Genomic DNA, 20,113 nt, shown 5'->3' with positions numbered 1-20,113 from the left:
AAGGTTTGAACCATGCGCGTTCTGATTGCCGAACACGATCACGCTGTTTATGCCCGCCTGTTGCGTCAGGCGGATCCGGAGCTGGAAGTGCTGACCAGCGGCGATTCGGCCGAGCTGTCACGCCTGGCAGCGGATTGCCCGGTCTGGCTGGGCCAGCCGGACTTGTTGGCGACCCTGTTGCGTCAGGGCCACCAGCCCCAGTGGCTGCAATCCACCTGGGCCGGTATCACGCCGTTGCTGGCCGATGGCTTGCCCCGGCATTACCGCCTGACCCGGGCGGTAGGGATTTTCGGCCAGGTAATGGCCGAGTACGTGCTCACCTACATGCTCGGTCATGAGCGTGAAGTGCTGGCGCGGCTGGTCAGCCAGGTGGAGCGCAAGTGGGACAACCGCCTGGGCCAGAGCCTGGTGGGGCGCAAGGTGCTGATCGTCGGCACCGGCGATATCGGCCAGAGTGTCGCGCAGTTTCTGTTGCCGTTCGGCGTGAAGCTGTACGGCATTGCCAGCCAGGCCCGGGAGCAGGCGCCCTTCATCGAGGTGGCCGGCCTGCAAGACTTGGGGCGGCTGGTGGGGGAGGTGGATTACGTGGTCAACCTGTTGCCCAATACCCCGAGCACCCACGACCTGTATGACGCGTCCTTGTTCAAGCAATTCAAGCCCACGGGGCTGTTCATCAACGTCGGCCGCGGTGTGTCGGTGGTCGATGCGGACCTGGTGCAGGCGCTCAAGGATGGTCATCTGGCGGGGGCGGTCATCGATGTCTGCCGCCAGGAGCCGTTGCCACAACAGCACCCGTTCTGGACTGCCTGGGGCTTGCTGCTGACGGGCCACAGCTCGGCGCCGACCTCGCCGGAACTGATGGTGCAATTGTTCGTCGATAACCTGCGGGCCTATCAGGCCAGGCAAGCCTTGCGCGGCGAAGTGGATTTCGCCCGGGGCTATTGAGAGGGGCCTGATCGTAGGAGCGAGCTTGCTCGCGAAGCCCGTCAGGGCGCCGCGCTTGTCCGGCAAGCGCGGCTTTCGCGGCTTTCGCGGCTTTCGCGAGCAAGCTCGCTCCTACAGTACCGATTGGCTTTTTACAGGCTGAAATCGCCTTCGGCTGCGGTTTCGCTCAAGGGGCGACGCGGGCTGGGCTCTTCGCGAGCCTGCAGGTAGTCGGCCAGGGTCGACTTGTCACCCAGCTTGCCCACGGCCACGGCAGCATGCACGGCATAGCCTTCGGGGATCTTCAGTTCCTTGCGGGTCAGTTCCTGGTCGAAACCGGCCATGCCGTGGGTGTGCCAGCCGCTGAGGCTGGCTTGCAGCGCCAGGTGGCCCCAGGCCGAACCGGTGTCGAAGGTGTGCCACAGGGCCGGGGTTTCCTCGTTGGCGCCGGGCACGGTGAAGGTGGCCTTGGAGATCACGATCACCAGGGCCGAAGCGTGTTGCGCCCAGCCACGGTTGAACTCGTTGAGCAGGCCGAGGAAGCGTTGCCAGTTTGGCGTGTCGCGGCGGGCATAGAGGAAGCGCCAGGGCTGCGAGTTATAGGCCGAAGGTGCCCAGCGCGCCGCTTCGAAGAAGCTCAGCAGGGTTTCTTCCGGGATGCTTTCGCCGGTGAAGGCCCGGGGCGACCAGCGCTGGGTGAACTGCGGGTGGATGGCGTAGTCGGCAACGCGAGTATTGGCGCTCATGGAAAAACTCCTGGCAGCATGTGAGAAGAATGGAATAAACCGGCAAGCGCAGATGAGCTGAGCGAAGGGGTATTCCTGACCCCGTGCGGTTTGCCGGGTGCAACGCGGTCAAGCGTTAATGGCACACGGACGCGGTGCGGTCCGAGGGGCAAAGCTACTGTGCCCATGGCCCGCTGACAAGTCCCCGGCTACCGACAGTCGTAAGCGCTTGGCCCGCCGGGCCTTCGGCACTAGACTGGCGGCCTTTTCACCCTCGGATACTGATGCTTGAGCCATGGCCGCCAAAGTCGAACCTTTCTGGATACGCAAAACCCTCGAACAACTCGACCAGGACGAATGGGAGTCGTTGTGCGATGGCTGTGGCCTGTGCTGCCTGCAAAAGCTTGAGGACGAGGACGACAACAGCGTCTATTACACGCGCATCGCCTGCAAGCTGCTGGACCTCAAGACCTGCCAGTGCAGCGACTATGCCAACCGTCGTGACTCGGTACCTGACTGTATCCAGCTGACGCCGGGCAAGGCCGACGAATTCAAGTGGCTGCCGCCCACCTGCGGCTACCGCCTGGTGAGCGAGGGCAAGGACCTGCCGCTGTGGCACCACCTGGTGTGTGGCGATCGCGATGCGGTGCATCACGAGCGCATTTCCCAGTCCGGACGAATGCTCGCCGAAGGCAGCGTGGCGGAAGAGGACTGGGAAGATCATCTGATTTTCCGCGCCGGCTGAAGCTTCGCTGCGCCGGCCTCAGAATCTGTTTGCGCTCTGGCGAGCGACGTTCAGGCAAGGTAAAAATGCCTGAGAGCGCAAAGTTTGGAGACCTGAATGAGCTTTCGAAGCCATGTTCAACGCCACATGAGCCAGGCGCATCAGGCTGTAGACAGGTTCGCAAGCAAGGAGAGTGTATGAGGGTGGGGGCGAAGCTGTCGCTGGCGGTTGCGATGCTGGCATTGAGTGCATCGGTCTGGGCCGCGAAAAAGGTTGATCTGGATTATCACGTGCGCTTCCTGCCCCAGAGCGATCAGGCCGAAGTGCGCCTGACCCTGGCCGACGGCTCGGCGTTGCGCAGCCTGGACTTCGATTTGGGCAAGGGCGGCGACTACAGCGATTTCAAGGCCGATGGCCAATGGCAGGCCGCTGCCGCTGACGCCGGTGGCCAGCGCGGTATCTGGCGTCCGGCCAGTGGCAAGGCCAGCCTGAGCTACCGGGTGCGACTGAGCCACAGCATCAAGAAGGGCAGTTACGACAGCCGCAGCACCGCCAACTGGGCGCTGCTACGGGGCGAGACCCTGGTACCGCCGGCCAGGCTCGATCAGCAGGACGGTATCGAGTTGGTGTCGCGCCTGGAGTTCGAATTGCCCAGCGGCTGGAAGAGCGTTGAAACGGCCTGGCCACGCATCGGCAAGAATCGTTTTCGCATCGATAACCCCTCGCGCCTGTTCGACCGTCCTGCCGGCTGGATGCTCGCCGGCAACCTGGGCAGCCGCCGCACGCGCCTGGGAGAAACCGAAGTCAGCGTGGTGTCGCCCCTGGGGCAGGGCATGCGCCGCATGGATGTGCTGACCCTGCTGACTTTTGTCTGGCCGCAAGTGCAGGCGGTGTTTCCCCGCCAGCCGGGCAAGTTGCTGATTGTCGGCGCGGCCGACCCGATGTGGCGCGGCAGCCTTGCCGGTCGCGATTCGCTGTTTCTCCACAGCCGCCTGCCTCTGGTCAGCGAGAGCGGCAGCAGCCCATTGCTGCGGGAACTGGTGCAGTCGTTGGCGCAGATCAATGACCGCCAGCACAGCGACTGGATCAGCGAAGGGCTGGCGGAGTACTACGCGATCGAACTGCTGCGCCGGGCCGGCGGCATCAGCGATGAGCGTTATCAGGTACTGGAAAAACGTCTGGCCAGGGACAGCCACAAGGTCAACAGCCTGCGGGGCCAGCAGGTGGACAGTGCCACGGTGGCCAAGGCGGTGTTGCTGTTGCAGGAACTGGATCGGGAAATCCGCCTGAAGACCCGCAACAAGCGCTCACTGGATGATGTGCTGCAAGCGGCGATGCGCCTGGAAAGCGTCAGCACCGCCGAATTCATTCAGCTGAGTGAAAGCGTGCTGGGCGAATCGTCCAGGGTCCTCGACACCGACTTGTTGCACTGACCCGCCCCGCTCCTGTCGCAGCAGGGGCGCCTGCGAAGGCGTCCCCAAGGGCGCTTCAGCCTTCGGCTTTAGGGGCCTTGGCCGCGTCATTGCTCGCCGCCTTGGCATTGCGTCCGGCGGCCTCGGCATTGGCTTTCAAGCTGCGCAGTTGTTCTCCGGCCTGTTCGATCTTCGTGCGCACGTTCTGCATGTCCTGGCGACTCTTGTGCAACAGGCTTTTCGCCGAGCTGTGCCCGGTAATCCCGCGGGCCAGGGCCACGCCGCCGATGGCCACTTGAATCAGGCCGAATACACCGCCCCGGCGCAGGCCCTTGCCCATCATCACCACGCCGCCGGCCAGCGAGCCGATGCGCTCCCAGCCCTGGACGTTCTGGTTCGCCTGGCTCGGCACTGGGGTGGCTTCGATAGGCTGCAGCTGTTTGCGCTCGCTCATGATCTGTCTCCAAGGGAGGTAAGGGGTATAAACCTGACTGCGCGAAGGCGTCGCGGGTTCCCGGCGATTGATCGGCGGGTTTTCAGTACTTGGGTCCGGAGCGGGTGTTATTGCCTTTGGCCAGACGGTCGTAGAGCACCACGTTGACCGTGGCCGCAAGGTTCATGCAGCCGGTGGTGGGAATGTAGACCACGTCTTCGCACCAGTCGCGGATCTCCTTGTCGAGGGAGCCGTCTTCCGGGCCGAAGATGTACAGGGCACGATCCGGGTGAGTGTATTCCGGCAGCGAGCGGGCGCCTTCCACCAGTTCCACGGCCACCGGGATGCAACCCAGGGGGAGAATCTTCTTCAGGTCGTCGATGCCGATCAGTGGAATGTCCTGGTGGACTTTCTTGGTGTCGGTGACGAAGTCGCGGGCACGCTCATAGCGCTTGCCGGTGTAGAACACCGAGGCGACGCCATAGCAGCCGGCGGCGCGCATCACCGAACCGACGTTCTCCGGTGACTTGGGGTTATACAAACCGATGCAGCTGTACCTTTTGTTTGCCACGAGCGGGGAGCCTTGGAGGAAAAAGCGCGATTATACGGGGATTGTGCTGGGTGTGGCGGGTGGGGTGTCCGGAGGTTCGCCGGCACGCCGGCGCCTACACATTGGGGGTAGGCGCCGGCGTGCCGACCAAGGCATCACTCGTCGTCTTTCTTCATCAACCCGGCCAGGGCGGCGAAGGGGTTGTGGGTCGCCTTGGCGACTTTCGGCGTGCTCAGGGAGCCTTCGCCGAAGTATTGCTGGTCGGTGTAGCGCGAGTGCTCGTTGTCGTGGCAGTACAGGCACAGCAGCTCCCAGTTGGAGCCGTCCTGGGGGTTGTTGTCGTGGTTGTGGTCGCGGTGGTGCACGGTCAGTTCGCTGAGGCGCTTACCGGAAAACTCGCGGGCGCAACGGCCACAGACGTGGGGGTACATCTTCAGCGCCTTGTCGCGGTAGCCCATTTCCCGGTCGCGCTGGGCGTCGGCGAGGATGCGGTCGAGCTTGGAGGTGTTGGTCGAACTCATGGGTTCACCTTTGTAGAAAGACTAATGACGGTAATGGACAAAGTTTAGCTCAGGCCTTGAGCTTCTCGGCAATCCAGATGGTGTGCCGGGTGCCCTTGTTGCCATGGGCAAACACCTGCACCTCCTCGGCCTTGAAGCCAGCCTTGCGCAAGCGTTCGGAGAACTGCCGGTCGGCGCTGGCGGACCACACCGCGAGTATCCCCTTGGGGCGCAGGGCACGGGCGCAGGCGGCCAGGCCGCCCGCGGAATAGAGCCAGCTATTGGCCTTTTGGGTCAGGCCTTCAGGGCCGTTGTCGACGTCCAGCATGATCGCGTCAAAACCCTGGGGCTCGGCCTGCAGGACCTTGGCCACATCCTCCAGGCGAATCATCGTGCGCGGGTCCAGCAGCGGCCGGCCGGATTTTTCCCCGAGCGGCCCACGGTTCCATTCCACTACCCCGGGCACCAGTTCGGCGACCACCACCTCGGCGCTCTTGCCCAGGTGCTTGAGGGCCGCGGCCAGGGTGAAACCCATGCCCAGGCCGCCGATCAGCACCCGCGAGTTCGGCCGTCCGGCAACCTTGCTGCAAGGGATCTGCGCCAGGGCGTCCTCGGAGCCGTGCATGCGGGTGTTCATCAGTTGGCCGCCGTCGCCGCCCTGGATCTTGATGACGAAATCTTCACCGTATTCGAACAGGCACAAGGCACCGCCGTTGTCGGGAATTGCAGTGGTGTCCAGCAGTACGAAACGTTTCATGAGGATCTCATTGAGGAAGGCAAAACGGCCCGGTTGGGAGTAGCCTGACGCCAGACAATAGCAATGGAGCCATTGATGAAGCGCACTATTCTAACGGTGATTGCCCGAGCGGCGCTCGCACTGACAGCGGCAGTTGCGATGGGCGCGGGTCCGGCCTGGGCCGACGATACGCAAAGCACTCCGGTGGTCACCCCGACGCCGACCCTTGGCACCCCGGGTACCGCCACTCCCACGCCTTATCCGCAGGTGACCCCGCCCAGCACGCCGAAAGCCGGCAGCAGTGGCAGCGCGCCGTTGCTGCCGCCGATCGACATGCCCAAGCCGCCCAAGGACCAGACCCTGCCGGGACTGGAGCAGAACGACAACAAACCCAAGGTGCAGGGAGCCTAGATTTGCTGCGCGTGCAACTGGCCGTCGGCCATGCGCAGGCGCTTGGACAGCGATACGGCAAGGGCGCGGATGACCTTGGCGGCGATCTTCGGTGCGTCGTTGAGCATCTTCTCCAGGGAGTCTTTGCCCAGGTTGAGTAACTGGCAATCAGTGGCGGCCACGCACGTGGCTGAGCGCCGCTCGCCATCGAGTACTGCCATCTCGCCAAAGGCCCGGCCGCTGCGCAGGGTGGCGATGGTCAAGGGCTGGCCGTCGTGGTTGCTCTTCTGCACGGCCACTTGGCCGCTGTGGATGATGCACATGAAGCTGCCGGCATCGCCCTCGTGAAAGATCGCCTCGCCCTGGGCGATGCTGCTGATGCTGAAGTAGCCGGCGGCGGCGTTGAAGTCGGCGGGCAGCAGTGGGTCGAACAGCCCGCAGTCCATCAGCCAGTCGCGGATCTCGTTGTTCAGTAAGGTGGGTTCGGTCATGGGATCACGGTCTTTTTCTTGTGTCTGTTGCACGGGCGCAAGCCCGGTCCGGCAATTGCCGGCGGCGGTCCAGAGTTAAGACAGGAGCGCCGCCGGGAGTTCCTCAGCCCTGGCCCAGAATGTTCAGGATAAAGGCATATTCGAGGGCTACGTCACGCAATCCCTGGTAGCGCCCGCTCATGCCGCCATGGCCGGCCCCCAGTTCGGTCTTGAGCAGCAGCGGGTTGTCGTCGGTCTTGCTGGCCCGCAGCTTGGCGACCCATTTGGCCGCTTCCCAATACTGCACGCGACTGTCGTTGTAGCCGGCGATCACCAGGGTCGCCGGGTAGGCCTGGGCGCGGACATTCTCATAAGGCGCGTAGGCCTTGATCCGCTCATAGACCTCTGGCTCTTCGGGATTGCCCCATTCGTCGTACTCGGTGACGGTCAACGGCAGCTCCGGGTCGAGCATGGTGTTGAGCACGTCGACAAACGGTACTTCGGCGACGGCCACCTGGAACAGTTCGGGGCGCTGATTGAGCACCGCGCCGATCAACAGGCCGCCGGCGCTGCCGCCGCTGATCGCCAGTTGCCCGGAGGTGGTCAGGCCCTGGGCAATCAGGTGTTCGGCACAGGCAATGAAGTCGTTGAAGGTGTTCTGCTTGTGTTCCTGCTTGCCGGCGCGGTACCAGGCTTCACCCAACTCGCCGCCGCCGCGTACGTGGGCGATGGCAAAGGCTACGCCGCGATCCAGCAGGCTCAGGCGCGCGTGGGAGAACCACGGGTCGAGGCTTTCGCCATAAGCACCGTAGCCATACAGGTACAGCGGTGTCGGCTGGCCCAGGCATTCACGCTTGAGCACTAGGCTGATCGGCACCTGGGTGCCGTCGGCGGCGGTGGCCCAGAGGCGCTGGCTGACATAGGCGTCGGGGTCGAAGGGGCCCAGCACCGGGGTTTCCTTGAGCACCTGCTGCTGACCGTCGGCCAAGTGCAACTGGCGTATCTGGGCCGGGCGGTTCAGTGCCTCGTAGCGCAGGCGGATATGTTCGCTGGAAAACTCCAGGCTGTTCTGCACATGCAGGCTGTAGGCCGCGTCCGGCAGTTGCACGCGGTAGACAGGCAAGCCTTGTGGGTGCACTTCGATGATCGGCAGGCCGCCTTCACGCAGGCTCAGGGTCATGGCGCTGGCGTTGAGGGTCACGCCGTCGAGCATCACCTCGGGGTTGTGGGCAACCAGCAGTTGCCAGTCGCTTTCCTCGGGGACCGTGCCGTTGTCCACGGCCTGATACAGGGCAAAGTTGATGCCGTCACGGTTGCTGCGGATGAACCAGGTCCACTGGCCGTCGAGCTGGCCGTGGTCGACATCGTACTCATGGTCTTCGATCCGTGGCGCCATGCAAGTGAATGGCAGGTGCGGCTGCGCAGCGTCCAGGGCCCAGGTTTCACCGGTGGTCTTGCTGCCCAGGGACAGCAGCAACTGGTGCTCGGAGCTCGAACGGTAGCAGTGCAGGAAGAAACGCCCGTCCGGCTCGTGGAACACTTCTTGCGCGGCGGTACCGTCCAGGCGGTAGCGGAACAGCTTGTGCGGACGGTGAGTGTCGTCCAGTTCGCCGAAGAACAGGGTCAGGCTGTCGTTGGCCCAGGTCATGCTGCCATCGCAATTGGCGAACGACAGTTCGCTGACCTTGTCGTTGGTCAACTCCTTGACGAACAGGGTGTAGATCTCCTCGCCCGTGGTGTCGAGGCTGTAGGCCAGGCGCTGGTGGTCGGGGCTGATGCTGAAGGCGCCGAGGGAGAAGAAACCACCGTTGGCCAGGGCGTTGGGGTCCAGCAGCAGTTGTTCGTGGTTCTCGTCGACCGTCAGGCTGTCGTCTGCCGGGCGCGGGCAGCGGTAATGCCGGGCGTATTCGTCACCGGCGGTGGTGCGGGTGTAGTACAGGTAGGGCCCCCAGGGCGAGGGCAGGGACAGGTCGGTCTCGAGAATCCGCCCCTTGATCTCCTGGAACAGTGTCTCGCGCAGCTGCGCCTGGTGGGCCAGTCGGGCTTCCTGGTAGCTGTTTTCAGCGTTCAGGTAGTCGAGCACCGCTTCGGTGTCGCGTTCCTGCAGCCAGGCATACGGGTCAGCGCCTTTGGCCTTGTGGGCAATCGGGGCACCGGTGTCGTTGGCGGGTAAGGGCATGGGTGGCTCTCGAACGATGACAAATGAGGGCTTGGCAGACGGCGGTGCAGCCTGACAGAGGAAAAGTCGTTATCATAAGCGCCTCTTTGCCTGCCTTGCCATGGACACCATGACCGAGAACGACTATCTGATTGCCTGGGGCCTCTACGCATTCGCCGCCTTGGGCTGCCTGCTGGTGTGGATGCGCCTGACCCGCTGGATGTGGCGTTGGCTGCGTGAGCCGCTGCGTGTACTGATGGCAGTGCTGCTGTTCAGCCCCACCATCATCGACTCGGTCAAGGATAAGTATGCCCCGGCCGTGGCCATCACCGCGCTGGATATCGCCTTCAAGGTGGGCAACAACGCCTGGCGTGCGGTGTCCGACCTGTTCATGTACGGCATGATTGCCTTTGGCCTGTACCTGCTGTTTGTGCTGGTCCGCTGGCCTATCGAGCGTGCAGCCAAGGAGCGCCGACAGCGCACCGAAGCGGCCAAAGCCGCCGCCAAGGCCGCCGAAGTGGAAGACGACCAGCCCTTTGGCGGTGCCGGCAATGATCGTTATGGTCGTCCGCCTGCTGCGGGTAGCCCCCTGAATACGCGGGTCGAACCGCGTTTGTAACGCTGCCCCCCGGCATTGAAGCGAGAGTCCGAGCATGTGTGAGTTATTGGGCATGAGCGCCAATGTACCGACCGATATCGTTTTCAGCTTTACCGGGCTGATGCAGCGGGGCGGCCGTACCGGCCCCCATCGCGACGGTTGGGGCATCGCTTTCTACGAAGGCCGTGGCCTGCGCCTGTTCCAGGACCCGGCGGCCAGCAGCGAATCGGAAGTGGCCAATCTGGTACAGCGTTACCCGATCAAGAGCGAAGTGGTGATCGGCCATATCCGCCAGGCCAACGTCGGCAAGGTCTGCCTGGCCAACACCCATCCCTTTGTCCGTGAACTCTGGGGTCGCAACTGGTGCTTTGCCCATAACGGCCAGTTGGCGGACTTCCAGCCCGCAGCCAGCTTCTATCGCCCGGTGGGTGATACCGACAGCGAAGCGGCGTTCTGCGACCTGCTCAACCGGGTTCGCCAGGCCTTTCCCGAGCCGGTGGAGATCGAGCAGTTGCTGCCGACGCTGATCCAGGCCTGCAACGAATACCGCAGCAAAGGCGTGTTCAATGGCCTGCTCAGCGATGGTGACTGGCTGTTCTGCTACTGCTCGACCAAATTGGCACAGATCACCCGGCGTGCGCCGTTCGGGCCGGCCCGGCTGAAGGATGTCGATGTGATTGTCGACTTCCAGGCAGAAACCACGCCCAACGATGTGGTGACGGTGATCGCCACCGAACCCTTGACCGAAAACGAAACCTGGACCCGCTATCAGCCGGGCCAGTGGAGCCTGTGGCGGCGCGGCGAATGCGTCAGTCATGGCCAGACCGAATAAGGACGTCCCTATGTTGCTCAGTTATCTGCGGCTGGTGCTGTTCGCCGCCGGTCTGTTGGTCGGTGTGCAAGTGCCGGGTTTCATCAGCGATTACGCTAAGCGCGTCGAAGCCCATATGATCGAGTCGCAGAACAGTCTGCAGGGCTTTCAAGGTACCGCGCAGCAGTTCTTCAAGGGTGACCTGAACGCCCTGGTGGCCCATTACCGGGCCAGCGATGACCCGGTGTTTCGCAGCGATGCCGAGAGCCTGAGCGGCTTGCTCAGTCGCCAGCTGGCCCTGGACAAGCAATACCAGGCGATGCAGGGGCCTTGGTACATACGCATGCTGCAAGTGGTCCTGGCGGCTGATCCGGATATTCGCAAGGAAACCTGGGACGGCTACAGCTACCAGATCTTGCTGACCCCGGAAGCGATGATCTGGGGCATGAGCGGTGCCTTGCTGCTGTCGTTCGGGATTGAGTGCCTGTTCCGGCTGATTGACTGGGTGGTGCTGGGCGGCAAGCGTTTGCGTCAGAGTCGGCCGATCGAAGAGCGCGATCTCAAAGGCCTCTGACCCCCTGTAGGAGCCGGCTTGCCGGCGAAGGGGGCCGCAAGCCTTGCACCTGGCTGAAGATCGCTTTCGCTGGCAAGCCAGCTCCTACGGGGGTCGTATCGAGTTGGTTCTCTGTGTAGGAGCCGGCTTGCCGGCGAAGAGGCCCGCAAGCCTTGCACCTGGCTGAAGATCGCCTTCGCTGGCAAGCCAGCTCCTACGGGAGTCGTATCGAGTTGGTTCTCTGTGTAGGAGCCGGCTTGCCGGCGAAGGGGCCCGCGTGGCTTGCGCCTGGCTGAAGATCGCCTTCGCTGGCAAGCCAGCTCCTACGGGAGTCGTATCGAGTTGGTTCTCTGTGTAGGAGCCGGCTTGCCGGCGAAGGGGTCCGCAAGCCTTGCGCCTGGCTGAAGATCGCTTTCGCTGGCAAGCCAGCTCCTACAAAGGGGGATGGCGGTTTTTACTGGGGGGCGATCAGCACAAGGTAATCCTCGCCGACCTTCTGCCCATAGCGCTGCACTACGCGCTGGCACAGTTGCACAATGTCTTCCACCAACTCCACGCCCACCCGCCATGTCACCACCACTTGCAGGTTCGGCGGGCGCTGGTCGATGGCCAGGAGGGTCAGTTCGCCCCGGGCCAGTTCCTCCCTCACCAGCACCGGCGGCAAGGCACCGATGCCGAAACCGTCCCGCAGCAGGCGGGTGATGGCCGACACCGAGTTGACGCAATTGAGCCGTGGCGCCAGCACGCCGTTGGCTTGTAGCAGGCTCAACACTTGCTGGTGGGGCAGGGAGTTTTTCGAATGGGTGACGATCCGCTCCCGGGCCAGCTCGGCGAGATTGGCGTAGTCGCGGTTGTAGATCGAAGTGCTGGCGGCGATCCAGGCCACCGGGTGGCTGGCCAGTTCCAAGCTGCGGATACTTTCCTGGCGCAGCAGGTCGGTTTGCAGCACCAGGTCGAGAAAGCCTTTTTGCAGCTGGTCGCACAGGTTCAGCGACGTATCGGCCACCAGCTCGATCTCCACTTGCGGGTAGTGGTCCATCATTTCGGCCACCAAGGGGCTGAGCCAGGTGTGGATCACCGTGTCCATGACCCCGATGCGAATCCGCCCGACCTTGCTCGACGGTGCCTCGATCGACTGTTTCAGTACCTGCAGGGTGTCGAGCATCTGTTCGGCATGCTCCAGCACCTTGAGCCCTTCCGGGGTCAGGCTGACGCCGCGGGAATCGCGCAGGAACAGCTTCACCCCCAACTCGCCTTCCAGCACGGCGATCCGGCTGGAGATCGCCGCCTGGGTGGTGAAGAGTTTTTCCGCGGTGAGGCTGAAGCTCTTCAGCCGCGCCACCCAGACAAAGGTTTCGAGAAACTTGAGATTCATGGAATCAACTTTTCTTATGCGTTGGGGCGGTTTTTATTAGTTGGACGGGGTCGGCGCCAGCATCGAAGAATGCGCCAACCCACGATAGGCGTCGTCGGGGCCCAGAACAACACCAATAAAACTACCCTGGAGATCGCCATGAGTGCGTCTGAAACACCGGTCGACAAAGCCCCGCGTCGCGCCGGTCCGTTTGACTGGTACCGGGACATCAACCAGCAGGAGCGACGGACGTTCTGGAGCTGCAAGATCGGTTATGGCCTGGATGGCATGGACACCCAGATGCTCAGCTTCGTCATCCCGACGCTGATCGCGCTCTGGGGCATCAGCTCCGCCGAAGCCGGGCTGATCCACACCAGTACCTTGCTGGCCTCGGCCCTGGGTGGCTGGATTGCCGGGATTCTTTCCGACCGCATCGGCCGGGTGCGCACCCTGCAACTGACCGTGCTGTGGTTCGCGGTCTTCACCTTTCTCTGCGGGCTGGCGCAGAACTACGAACAATTGCTGATCGCCAGGACCTTGATGGGGTTTGGTTTCGGTGGCGAGTGGACTGCCGGCGCGGTGCTGATCGGCGAAGTGATCCGCGCCAAGAACCGTGGCAAGGCGGTGGGCATGGTGCAATCCGGCTGGGCCCTGGGTTGGGGCCTGACGGCGATCCTCTATGCGCTGCTGTTTTCCCTGTTGCCGCCGGAAGATGCCTGGCGCGGGCTATTCCTGCTGGGCATCCTGCCGGCGATTTTCGTGATCTTCGTCCGCCGCCTGGTCAAGGACCCCGAGGTCTATCGACAAACCAGGGCGCGTGAGCTGCCGAGCAACCCGGCGCGTTTCTACGAGATCTTCGCCCCGGGCATTCTCAGTACCACCCTGCGGGCTTCATTGCTGGCGGCAGGTGCTCAGGGCGGTTACTACGCCATCACCTTCTGGCTGCCAACGTTTCTCAAGACCGAGCGCGGCCTGAGCGTGCTCAGTACTGGCGGCTATCTGGCCATGGTGATTGCCGGTTCTTACGTGGGTTATGTGATCAGCGCCTACCTGACCGATATTCTCGGGCGCAAGAAGAACTTCGTGCTGTTCGCCGCCGGCTCTTTCACCATCGTCTTGCTCTACACCCAGTTGCCGGTAAGCAACGCGGTGATGCTCTGGCTGGGTTTTCCCCTGGGTTTTTTCGCTTCGGGCATCTTCAGTGGCATGGGCGCTTTCCTCACCGAATTGTTCCCCACGCGGATTCGCGGTTCCGGCCAAGGTTTCTGCTACAACAGCGGTCGGGCGCTAGCGGCGTTGTTCCCGCTGCTGATCGGCCTGCTCAGCCAGCACGTGGCCCTGAGCGTGGCCATTGGCGCGTTTGCCGCGGTGTCCTACGGCGTGGTGGTGCTGGCGGCCTTGAGCCTGCCGGAAACCCGCGGCAAGGAACTTGAGGCCCGCTAACTGATAATCTGCGTGGCAATCCACTGACTGCCCCGTAGCTGAACCTTATAAAAACCACAGGAGCACTGACCGTGAGCCGCCTGCTATTGAATTGCGACATCGGCGAAAGCTTTGGCAACTGGACCCTGGGCCTGGATGTCGAGGTCATGCCTTTTATCGACTGCGCCAACATCGCCTGCGGTTTCCATGCTGGCGACCCGGGCATCATGCGCAAGACCGTGGCCCTGGCCCTGGCCAATGGCGTGCGCATCGGTGCTCACCCGGCGTATCAGGACCTGGCAGGCTTTGGCCGCCGCTCCATGAGCTACTCGCCCGAGGAAATCCAGGACCTGATGCACTATCAGATCGGCGCGCTGGACGGCATCTGCCGGGCCCAGGGCGCGCGCGTCAGCTACGTCAAACCCCACGGTGCGATGTACAACGACATGATGGCCAAGCCGTCCCAGTTGCGCGCAGTGATCCAGGCGGTGGCGGCCTACGATCCGCAGTTGCCACTGATGCTCATGGCCACCCGCGACAACAGCGCCGCCCAGGCGCTCGGCGATGAGTTCGGCGTGACCCTGTGGTTCGAGGCCTTTGCCGACCGTGCCTACGACAGCGCCGGGCATCTGGTGTCGCGACAGTTGCCGGGATCGGTGCACCACGACTCGGCGACGATCATTGGCCAGGCCCTGACCATTGCCCGTGGCGAGACCTTGACAGCCAGTGACGGCAGCGCCTTGTTGCTGCGTGCCGACACCCTGTGCGTGCATGGCGACAACGCCAGTTCGGTAGCGGCGGTGCAGCGGATTCGCGAGGCCTTGAACGCGCAGTCGAGCCTATGAAACCGCAGGTTGAAGTGGTGGCCATCGATTGTTTGATGGTGCGTTTGTTCGAGGCAATCGCCGAAGAGAACATGCCCTGGATGCTGGCTGCCGGTGAGCGCCTGCGCCAGGCGTTTGGGCCGCAGTTGATCGATCTGGTGCCGTCCTACACCACCTTGATGGTGCATTACGACTTGCAGGGCCTGGGCCCGGCCGAGGCTCGGGAACGGATCGACGCAGCCTTGAGCGGCCTGGCACCCGGCAGTGCCCAGGCCGGGCGTGAGCATGTATTGCCAGTGTGGTACGACCCCAGTGTCGGTCCGGAACTGGCACTGCTGTCCCGGCGCAGCGGCTTGTCGGTGGCCGAGGTGATCCAGCACCACAGCCAGCGTGAGTATCAGGTATTCGCCCTGGGGTTTGCTCCTGGGTTCGCCTTCATGGGGTTGGTGGAAGAACTGTTGGCAACGCCTCGGCTGAACACCCCGCGCAAGCGCGTGGCAGCCGGCAGCGTCGGCATTGCCGAGCGCCAGACGGCGGCCTACCCGGTGGTGTCTCCTGGAGGCTGGAACCTGATCGGGCGCACCCCGAGCAAACTCTTCGACCGTGAGCGTGACGGTTACAGCCTGATGCAGCCGGGGGACCGCGTGCGTTTTGCGCCGGTGGAGCATGCCGAGTTCATTCGCCTGGGCGGCGATGATACGCCGCTGGAGGTGTCGGCATGAGCCGTCTGTTGATCGAGGCCAGCACGCCCTTGTGCCTGCTGCAGGACGCTGGGCGTTTTGGCGTGCGCCACTTGGGGGTGACCCAGGGTGGAGCATTGGACTGGGTTTCGATGTCCTGGGCCAACTGGCTGCTGGGTAATGCCCTGGATGCCGCAGTGGTGGAAATCACCCTGGGCGGTTTCACCCTGCTGGCCGAGGACTATTGCCTGCTGGCCCTGGCAGGGGCTGATCTGGGGGCGTATGTGGATGAGCGGCCTTTGACCCCGGGGCGCAGTTTCATCCTGCAAAAGGGCCAGCGGTTGCGCTTCACCCAGCCGTTCTTCGGCGCCCGGGCCTATCTGGCGGCGCCAGGCGGTTTCGATGCGCCCAAGGTGCTGGGCAGTTGCGCCAGCGTACTGCGCGAGGCCCTGGGCGGGCCTGATGGTCATGGCCGGGCGCTGAGCGAGGGCGGGGTGCTGGGCTACTCGGGAACCGGTGGCGCACTCAGGAGCCTGGGGCCTGCCCAGTTGACGGAATGGCAATCCGCTGCACCGCTGGAGGTGATCCTGGGGGCGCAGATTGGCCAGTTCAGCGGTTTGAGTTTGTTCGATGCGTTCAATAGCAGCTGGACTCTGGACAGTCGGGCCGATCGCATGGGCGCACGCTTGCTCGGGCCGCCCTTGCAGTACCAGGGCCGACCGATGATTTCCGAGGGCATTCCTCTAGGGGCGATCCAGGTGCCGCCGGACGGCCAGCCGATCATCCTGCTCAATGACCGCCAGACCATTGGCGGTTATCCACGGTTGGGGGCGTTGACGCCGTTGTCCCTGGCGCGGCTGGCGCAGTGCCTGCCGGGCAATGAAGTGCGATTGGCGCCGGTGGTGCAGGAGACGGCCCATCGGCAGCAGGTGGCGTTCTTGCGGCGTTTTGGGTGAGGGACAAGGGCTTCGCCGGCAAGCCGGCTCCTACAGGGTTGCGTAGGAGCCAGCTTGCTGGCGAACGCGCTTACTTGGAGAGGAATCGCATGCCTTCTTCCAGGCCACGCAGGGTCAGGGGGTACATCTGGTCCTCGACCAGGTCGCGGACAATGTTGGTCGAGGCGGTGTAGCCCCAGGTGTCCTTCGGATAGGGGTTGATCCAGATGAGCTTCTTGTACTTCGCCATGAAGCGCTGCATCCACAGGTAACCGGCTTCTTCATTCCAGTGTTCGACGCTGCCACCGGCCTGGGTGATTTCATAGGGCGCCATGGCCGCGTCACCGACGAAGATCACCTTGTAGTCGGCGCCGTACTTGTTCAGCAGATCCTGGGTCGAGGTGCGCTCCGAGCCGCGGCGCATGTTGTTCTTCCACACCGACTCATAGATGAAGTTGTGGAAGTAGTAGTACTCCAGGTGCTTGAACTCGGTCTTGCAGGCTGAGAACAGTTCCTCGCAGATCTTCACGTGGGCATCCATCGAGCCGCCGATGTCGAACAGCAACAGCAGCTTGATGCTGTTACGCCGTTCCGGGCGCATCTGGATGTTCAACAGCCCGGCATCCCGGGCGGTGTGGTCGATGGTGCCGTCGATGTCCAGTTCTTCGGCCGCGCCCTGGCGGGCAAACTTGCGCAGGCGACGCAGGGCCACCTTGATGTTGCGGGTGCCCAGTTCCACCGAGTCGTCGAGGTTCTTGTACTCGCGCTGGTCCCAGACCTTCACCGCCTTGCCCTGGCGCTTGCCGGCGTCACCCACGCGGATGCCTTCCGGGTTGAAGCCGCCGGAGCCAAAGGGGCTGGTGCCGCCGGTGCCGATCCACTTGTTGCCGCCGGCGTGGCGTTCCTTCTGTTCTTCGAGGCGTTTCTTGAACTCTTCGATGAGTTTGTCCAGGCCACCCAGGGACTGGATCTGCGCCCGCTCTTCATCGCTCAGGGAGCGTTCGAACTCCTTGCGCAGCCAATCCTCGGGGATCAGCGCCTGCAGGTGATCGTCGAGTTTTTCCAGGCCATTGAAGTAGGCACCGAAGGCCCGGTCGAACTTGTCGAAATGCCGTTCGTCCTTCACCAGGATCGCCCGGGCGAGGTAGTAGAACTCGTCCATGTCGGCGAAGGTCACGCGTTGCTTGAGCGCGTTGATCAGGTCCAGCAGCTCGCGCACCGAGACCGGCACCTTGGCCGCGCGCATTTCATTGAACAGGTTGAGCAACATGGCATCAGCCTCTTAACGACTGCCGCGACGGCTCATGAATGCCAGGCGTTCGAGCAGCTGTACGTCCTGCTCGTTCTTCACCAGGGCACCGGCCAGGGGCGGGATGGCCTTGGTCGGATCGCGCTCGCGCAGCACCGCTTCGCCGATGTTGTCGGCCATCAGCAGCTTGAGCCAGTCCACCAGTTCCGAGGTCGAGGGCTTCTTCTTCAGGCCCGGCACCTTGCGCACATCGAAGAACACGTCCAGGGCTTCGCTGACCAGGTCCTTCTTGATGTCCGGGTAGTGCACGTCGACGATCTTCTGCAGGGTGGTGCGGTCGGGAAAGGCGATGTAGTGGAAGAAGCAGCGGCGCAGGAAAGCGTCCGGCAGCTCTTTCTCGTTGTTGGAGGTAATGATGATGATCGGCCGCTGCTTGGCCTTGATGGTCTCGTCGATCTCGTAGACGTAGAACTCCATCTTGTCGAGTTCCTGCAGCAAGTCGTTGGGGAACTCGATGTCGGCCTTGTCGATCTCGTCGATCAGCAGGATCACCCGCTCCTCGGACTCGAAGGCCTCCCACAGCTTGCCCTTCTTCAGGTAGTTGCGGATGTCGTGGACCTTGTCCACGCCCAGCTGCGAGTCCCGTAGGCGGCTGACCGCGTCGTACTCGTAGAGCCCCTGGTGGGCCTTGGTGGTGGACTTGATGTGCCAGGTGATCAGCTTGACCCCGAAGGACTCGGCCAGTTGCTCGGCGAGCATGGTCTTGCCGGTGCCGGGTTCGCCCTTGACCAGCAGTGGCCGCTCCAGGGTGATGGCGGCATTGACTGCCAGCTTCAGGTCATCAGTGGCGACGTATGCGCTGGTGCCTTCGAACTTCATCTGCAATTCCTCGAAACGGTGACGGCGAGCTGCCCGGGGCAGGTCGAATGAATAAACGCGATGGCCGACTATAACGCGGCGCCCGGTCGACTGTGAACGTAGACGCCCCATTCAGTCTCTGAATGAGGCGTCACGGGGTGACTCAGTCAGTCGAAGGCTTGGGTTGCTCATATCCGGGATTGAAGGCCTGGATGAATCCATTGCGCAAAATCTGCAAAAGCGCAGAGAACGCGCTGCTATCTTGCCGGTGAAGGTTGCCATTGAGTTCGACCCGGGTAGCGAACTGGTTCTTGCCGGGTTCTTCAGCAAGGTTCGCCGGCCCCTACCCTGGGCTCCCACACCGAACGGAAAATGCTCTGGTTGCGGATCTCCACGTCCTGCTGCCCGTTGAAGACTTGCACATCCCCCAGCAGCGGCTTGATGTAGCTGTGCAACTGGCCCTTTTCGGCCCGGGCCTCGATCACCACATTGCGCTGGCCGGCATGGAAGTCGAACTTGCCATAGGCACTGACTGCGTGTCGTCAGCGAGGTTCGGTGCGACTGGACGCTCATGGGCGCCAGGCATACCCTTGAGGACTTCTTCACTGCTGCATAAGGACCCAGCCATGAGCCGGATTTTTGCTGACAATGCCCATTCCATCGGAAACACACCGTTGGTGCAGATCAACCGCATCGCCCCGCGCGGGGTGACCATCCTGGCCAAGATCGAAGGTCGCAACCCGGGCTATTCGGTGAAATGCCGGATCGGCGCGAGCATGATCTGGGACGCTGAAAGCACGGGTCGGCTCAAGCCGGGCATGACCATTGTCGAGCCCACCTCGGGCAACACCGGGATTGGCCTGGCGTTCGTCGCTGCGGCCCGTGGCTACAAGCTGATGCTGACCATGCCGGCGTCCATGAGCATCGAGCGGCGCAAGGTGCTCAAGGCCCTCGGTGCCGAGCTGGTGCTGACCGAGCCGGCCAAGGGCATGAAGGGCGCGATTGAAAAGGCCGCGGAGATTCTCGCCAGCGACCCTGCCCAGTACTTCATGCCGCAGCAGTTCGATAACCCGGCCAACCCGGCGATCCATGAAAAGACCACTGGCCCGGAAATCTGGAACGATACCGACGGCGCGGTGGACGTGCTGGTGGCTGGGGTTGGCACCGGCGGCACTATCAGCGGCGTGTCGCGCTACATCAAGAAGACCCAGGGCAAGCCGATCCTGTCGGTGGCGGTGGAGCCCAGCACTTCACCGGTGATCACCCAGAAGCTCGCCGGCGAAGAAATCAAGCCCAGCCCCCACAAAATCCAGGGCATCGGCGCGGGTTTCGTGCCCAACAACCTGGACCTGGAAATGGTCGACCGGGTTGAGTTGGTGACCGATGAGGAGTCCAAGTCCATGGCCCTGCGGTTGATGCAGGAAGAGGGCATCCTCTGCGGGATTTCCTGTGGCGCGGCAATGGCGGTGGCAGTGCGCTTGGCGGAAACCCCGGAGATGCAGGGCAAGACCATCGTGGTGATCCTGCCGGATTCCGGTGAGCGCTACCTGTCGAGCATGTTGTTCAGCGATCTGTTCACCGAGCAGGAAAACCAGCAGTAAGGAAAGGATGGCCATTCGCCTTAGCCGGCTTGGCGGCGAATGGCTGATCCACATCAGTCGATCTTTCTGCGGCTTATGCTACTTAACGCCTTTATTGCACGGCCGTTAATGCTGAATGTTGGGTTGTGCGGGTTTTTCCAGGGCCCAGGAGTGTTTATCATTGCCGGCTGCCAGGTCGGGTGAGCACTCCCCACAGGTGCCTATTT

The 20,113-nt window shown here is 63.0% G+C and carries 22 protein-coding genes and 1 pseudogene; 12 read left to right on the top strand and 11 right to left on the bottom strand.

All coding sequences use genetic code 11. The features are described from left to right. Positions 1-12: 12 nt before the first annotated feature. Positions 13-945, top strand: a complete 933-nt coding sequence (locus GV819_RS19010; protein WP_161757588.1) for a D-2-hydroxyacid dehydrogenase — start codon at positions 13-15, stop codon at positions 943-945. Positions 946-1,076: 131 nt separating this feature from the next. On the opposite strand, the gene GV819_RS19005 is transcribed toward GV819_RS19010, so the two are convergent. Beyond that, positions 1,077-1,670: a nitroreductase family protein gene (locus tag GV819_RS19005; protein ID WP_161757587.1), complete on the bottom strand. Its 594-nt coding sequence runs from the start codon at positions 1,668-1,670 to the stop codon at positions 1,077-1,079. Between the two features lie 274 nt (positions 1,671-1,944). Between GV819_RS19005 and GV819_RS19000 the strand changes: the two genes are divergently transcribed. Together GV819_RS19000 and GV819_RS18995 are read left to right on the top strand one after the other, a co-directional pair. Continuing rightward, positions 1,945-2,394 (top strand): YcgN family cysteine cluster protein, encoded by a 450-nt coding sequence (locus GV819_RS19000; RefSeq protein WP_161757586.1) that lies wholly within the window; start codon positions 1,945-1,947, stop codon positions 2,392-2,394. 176 nt (positions 2,395-2,570) lie between these two features. Next, positions 2,571-3,806, top strand: a complete 1,236-nt coding sequence (locus GV819_RS18995; RefSeq protein WP_161757585.1) for a hypothetical protein — start codon at positions 2,571-2,573, stop codon at positions 3,804-3,806. Positions 3,807-3,861: 55 nt separating this feature from the next. Here GV819_RS18995 and GV819_RS18990 read toward each other — a convergent pair whose 3' ends face one another. From GV819_RS18990 to GV819_RS18975, 4 genes are all read right to left on the bottom strand, one after another. Beyond that, positions 3,862-4,239: a YgaP family membrane protein gene (locus GV819_RS18990; RefSeq protein ID WP_161757584.1), complete on the bottom strand. Its 378-nt coding sequence runs from the start codon at positions 4,237-4,239 to the stop codon at positions 3,862-3,864. Positions 4,240-4,321: 82 nt separating this feature from the next. Then, positions 4,322-4,789: an RNA methyltransferase gene (locus tag GV819_RS18985; RefSeq protein WP_161757583.1), complete on the bottom strand. Its 468-nt coding sequence runs from the start codon at positions 4,787-4,789 to the stop codon at positions 4,322-4,324. Positions 4,790-4,923: 134 nt separating this feature from the next. Then, complete coding sequence (locus GV819_RS18980; protein ID WP_007926907.1) at positions 4,924-5,289, bottom strand: YajD family HNH nuclease; 366 nt, start codon at positions 5,287-5,289, stop codon at positions 4,924-4,926. Between the two features lie 49 nt (positions 5,290-5,338). Beyond that, entirely contained in the window at positions 5,339-6,025 is a 687-nt protein-coding gene (locus GV819_RS18975) for a spermidine synthase (protein ID WP_161757582.1), read from the bottom strand. Between the two features lie 75 nt (positions 6,026-6,100). Here GV819_RS18975 and GV819_RS18970 point away from each other — a divergent pair, with 75 nt between their 5' ends. Beyond that, the gene (locus GV819_RS18970; protein WP_161757581.1) at positions 6,101-6,415 is read left to right on the top strand and encodes a hypothetical protein; all 315 of its coding nucleotides are present in this window, start codon (positions 6,101-6,103) and stop codon (positions 6,413-6,415) included. Here GV819_RS18970 and GV819_RS18965 read toward each other — a convergent pair. Beyond that, positions 6,412-6,885 (bottom strand): cyclic nucleotide-binding domain-containing protein, encoded by a 474-nt coding sequence (locus GV819_RS18965; RefSeq protein WP_161757580.1) that lies wholly within the window; start codon positions 6,883-6,885, stop codon positions 6,412-6,414. The two genes, GV819_RS18970 and GV819_RS18965, sit on opposite strands and share 4 nt — an antisense overlap. A 103-nt stretch (positions 6,886-6,988) precedes the next feature. Continuing rightward, positions 6,989-9,043 carry a S9 family peptidase gene (locus tag GV819_RS18960; RefSeq protein WP_161757579.1) on the bottom strand — a complete coding sequence of 685 codons (2,055 nt, stop codon included), beginning with the start codon at positions 9,041-9,043 and terminating at the stop codon, positions 6,989-6,991. Positions 9,044-9,143: 100 nt separating this feature from the next. Here GV819_RS18960 and GV819_RS18955 point away from each other — a divergent pair, with 100 nt between their 5' ends. The 3 genes from GV819_RS18955 to GV819_RS18945 are packed head-to-tail and all read left to right on the top strand — an operon-like array spanning position 9,144 to position 11,005. After that, complete coding sequence (locus GV819_RS18955; protein WP_161757578.1) at positions 9,144-9,641, top strand: MFS transporter; 498 nt, start codon at positions 9,144-9,146, stop codon at positions 9,639-9,641. A gap of 34 nt (positions 9,642-9,675) precedes the next feature. After that, on the top strand, positions 9,676-10,452 hold the full coding sequence (locus tag GV819_RS18950) for a class II glutamine amidotransferase (protein WP_161757577.1): 777 nt from the start codon (positions 9,676-9,678) through the stop codon (positions 10,450-10,452). A 10-nt stretch (positions 10,453-10,462) separates the two neighbouring features. After that, positions 10,463-11,005 carry a DUF2937 family protein gene (locus GV819_RS18945; RefSeq protein WP_161757576.1) on the top strand — a complete coding sequence of 181 codons (543 nt, stop codon included), beginning with the start codon at positions 10,463-10,465 and terminating at the stop codon, positions 11,003-11,005. 433 nt (positions 11,006-11,438) lie between these two features. Here GV819_RS18945 and GV819_RS18940 read toward each other — a convergent pair whose 3' ends face one another. Next, positions 11,439-12,359: a LysR family transcriptional regulator gene (locus tag GV819_RS18940; RefSeq protein ID WP_161757575.1), complete on the bottom strand. Its 921-nt coding sequence runs from the start codon at positions 12,357-12,359 to the stop codon at positions 11,439-11,441. Between the two features lie 138 nt (positions 12,360-12,497). On the opposite strand from GV819_RS18940, the gene GV819_RS18935 reads away from it, so the two are divergent. From GV819_RS18935 to GV819_RS18920, 4 genes are all read left to right on the top strand, one after another. Beyond that, positions 12,498-13,781 carry an MFS transporter gene (locus GV819_RS18935; RefSeq protein WP_368668916.1) on the top strand — a complete coding sequence of 428 codons (1,284 nt, stop codon included), beginning with the start codon at positions 12,498-12,500 and terminating at the stop codon, positions 13,779-13,781. Positions 13,782-13,852: 71 nt separating this feature from the next. Beyond that, complete coding sequence (locus GV819_RS18930) at positions 13,853-14,605, top strand: 5-oxoprolinase subunit PxpA (RefSeq protein WP_161757573.1); 753 nt, start codon at positions 13,853-13,855, stop codon at positions 14,603-14,605. After that, positions 14,602-15,306 carry a 5-oxoprolinase subunit PxpB gene (pxpB, locus tag GV819_RS18925; RefSeq protein WP_161757572.1) on the top strand — a complete coding sequence of 235 codons (705 nt, stop codon included), beginning with the start codon at positions 14,602-14,604 and terminating at the stop codon, positions 15,304-15,306. The genes GV819_RS18930 and pxpB overlap by 4 nt, the downstream gene beginning before the upstream one ends. After that, on the top strand, positions 15,303-16,220 hold the full coding sequence (locus GV819_RS18920) for a biotin-dependent carboxyltransferase family protein (RefSeq protein ID WP_161757571.1): 918 nt from the start codon (positions 15,303-15,305) through the stop codon (positions 16,218-16,220). The genes pxpB and GV819_RS18920 overlap by 4 nt, the downstream gene beginning before the upstream one ends. A 70-nt stretch (positions 16,221-16,290) precedes the next feature. Here GV819_RS18920 and GV819_RS18915 read toward each other — a convergent pair whose 3' ends face one another. The 3 genes and pseudogenes from GV819_RS18915 to GV819_RS18905 form a co-directional block, all read right to left on the bottom strand. Further along, the gene (locus GV819_RS18915; protein WP_161757570.1) at positions 16,291-17,469 is read right to left on the bottom strand and encodes a vWA domain-containing protein; all 1,179 of its coding nucleotides are present in this window, start codon (positions 17,467-17,469) and stop codon (positions 16,291-16,293) included. A gap of 12 nt (positions 17,470-17,481) precedes the next feature. Further along, the gene (locus GV819_RS18910) at positions 17,482-18,327 is read right to left on the bottom strand and encodes an AAA family ATPase (protein WP_161757569.1); all 846 of its coding nucleotides are present in this window, start codon (positions 18,325-18,327) and stop codon (positions 17,482-17,484) included. Between the two features lie 142 nt (positions 18,328-18,469). Further along, positions 18,470-18,836 (bottom strand): annotated as a pseudogene (locus GV819_RS18905) (DUF748 domain-containing protein); the annotation flags it as partial. 96 nt (positions 18,837-18,932) lie between these two features. On the opposite strand from GV819_RS18905, the gene cysK reads away from it, so the two are divergent. Further along, positions 18,933-19,907: a cysteine synthase A gene (gene cysK, locus GV819_RS18900; protein WP_161757568.1), complete on the top strand. Its 975-nt coding sequence runs from the start codon at positions 18,933-18,935 to the stop codon at positions 19,905-19,907. Positions 19,908-20,113: the final 206 nt, after the last annotated feature.

This window comes from Pseudomonas sp. Fl5BN2, assembly GCF_009908205.1.
GTDB lineage: Bacteria > Pseudomonadota > Gammaproteobacteria > Pseudomonadales > Pseudomonadaceae > Aquipseudomonas.
Note: the sequence above shows the minus strand (reverse complement) of the source record. Positions and strands in the feature narration are given on the sequence as shown.

Excerpts from the sequence above, each read along its gene's own strand:
- GV819_RS19010 (WP_161757588.1), top strand. The coding sequence starts at position 13 with ATGCGCGTTCTGATTGCCGAACACGATCACGCTGTTTATGCCCGCCTG.
- GV819_RS19005 (WP_161757587.1), bottom strand. The coding sequence starts at position 1,670 with ATGAGCGCCAATACTCGCGTTGCCGACTACGCCATCCACCCGCAGTTC.
- GV819_RS19000 (WP_161757586.1), top strand. The coding sequence starts at position 1,945 with ATGGCCGCCAAAGTCGAACCTTTCTGGATACGCAAAACCCTCGAACAA.
- GV819_RS18995 (WP_161757585.1), top strand. The coding sequence starts at position 2,571 with ATGAGGGTGGGGGCGAAGCTGTCGCTGGCGGTTGCGATGCTGGCATTG.
- GV819_RS18990 (WP_161757584.1), bottom strand. The coding sequence starts at position 4,239 with ATGAGCGAGCGCAAACAGCTGCAGCCTATCGAAGCCACCCCAGTGCCG.
- GV819_RS18980 (WP_007926907.1), bottom strand. The coding sequence starts at position 5,289 with ATGAGTTCGACCAACACCTCCAAGCTCGACCGCATCCTCGCCGACGCC.
- GV819_RS18975 (WP_161757582.1), bottom strand. The coding sequence starts at position 6,025 with ATGAAACGTTTCGTACTGCTGGACACCACTGCAATTCCCGACAACGGC.
- GV819_RS18970 (WP_161757581.1), top strand. The coding sequence starts at position 6,101 with ATGAAGCGCACTATTCTAACGGTGATTGCCCGAGCGGCGCTCGCACTG.
- GV819_RS18965 (WP_161757580.1), bottom strand. The coding sequence starts at position 6,885 with ATGACCGAACCCACCTTACTGAACAACGAGATCCGCGACTGGCTGATG.
- GV819_RS18960 (WP_161757579.1), bottom strand. The coding sequence starts at position 9,043 with ATGCCCTTACCCGCCAACGACACCGGTGCCCCGATTGCCCACAAGGCC.
- GV819_RS18955 (WP_161757578.1), top strand. The coding sequence starts at position 9,144 with ATGGACACCATGACCGAGAACGACTATCTGATTGCCTGGGGCCTCTAC.
- GV819_RS18950 (WP_161757577.1), top strand. The coding sequence starts at position 9,676 with ATGTGTGAGTTATTGGGCATGAGCGCCAATGTACCGACCGATATCGTT.
- GV819_RS18945 (WP_161757576.1), top strand. The coding sequence starts at position 10,463 with ATGTTGCTCAGTTATCTGCGGCTGGTGCTGTTCGCCGCCGGTCTGTTG.
- GV819_RS18940 (WP_161757575.1), bottom strand. The coding sequence starts at position 12,359 with ATGAATCTCAAGTTTCTCGAAACCTTTGTCTGGGTGGCGCGGCTGAAG.
- GV819_RS18935 (WP_368668916.1), top strand. The coding sequence starts at position 12,498 with ATGAGTGCGTCTGAAACACCGGTCGACAAAGCCCCGCGTCGCGCCGGT.
- pxpB (WP_161757572.1), top strand. The coding sequence starts at position 14,602 with ATGAAACCGCAGGTTGAAGTGGTGGCCATCGATTGTTTGATGGTGCGT.
- GV819_RS18920 (WP_161757571.1), top strand. The coding sequence starts at position 15,303 with ATGAGCCGTCTGTTGATCGAGGCCAGCACGCCCTTGTGCCTGCTGCAG.
- GV819_RS18915 (WP_161757570.1), bottom strand. The coding sequence starts at position 17,469 with ATGTTGCTCAACCTGTTCAATGAAATGCGCGCGGCCAAGGTGCCGGTC.
- GV819_RS18910 (WP_161757569.1), bottom strand. The coding sequence starts at position 18,327 with ATGAAGTTCGAAGGCACCAGCGCATACGTCGCCACTGATGACCTGAAG.
- cysK (WP_161757568.1), top strand. The coding sequence starts at position 18,933 with ATGAGCCGGATTTTTGCTGACAATGCCCATTCCATCGGAAACACACCG.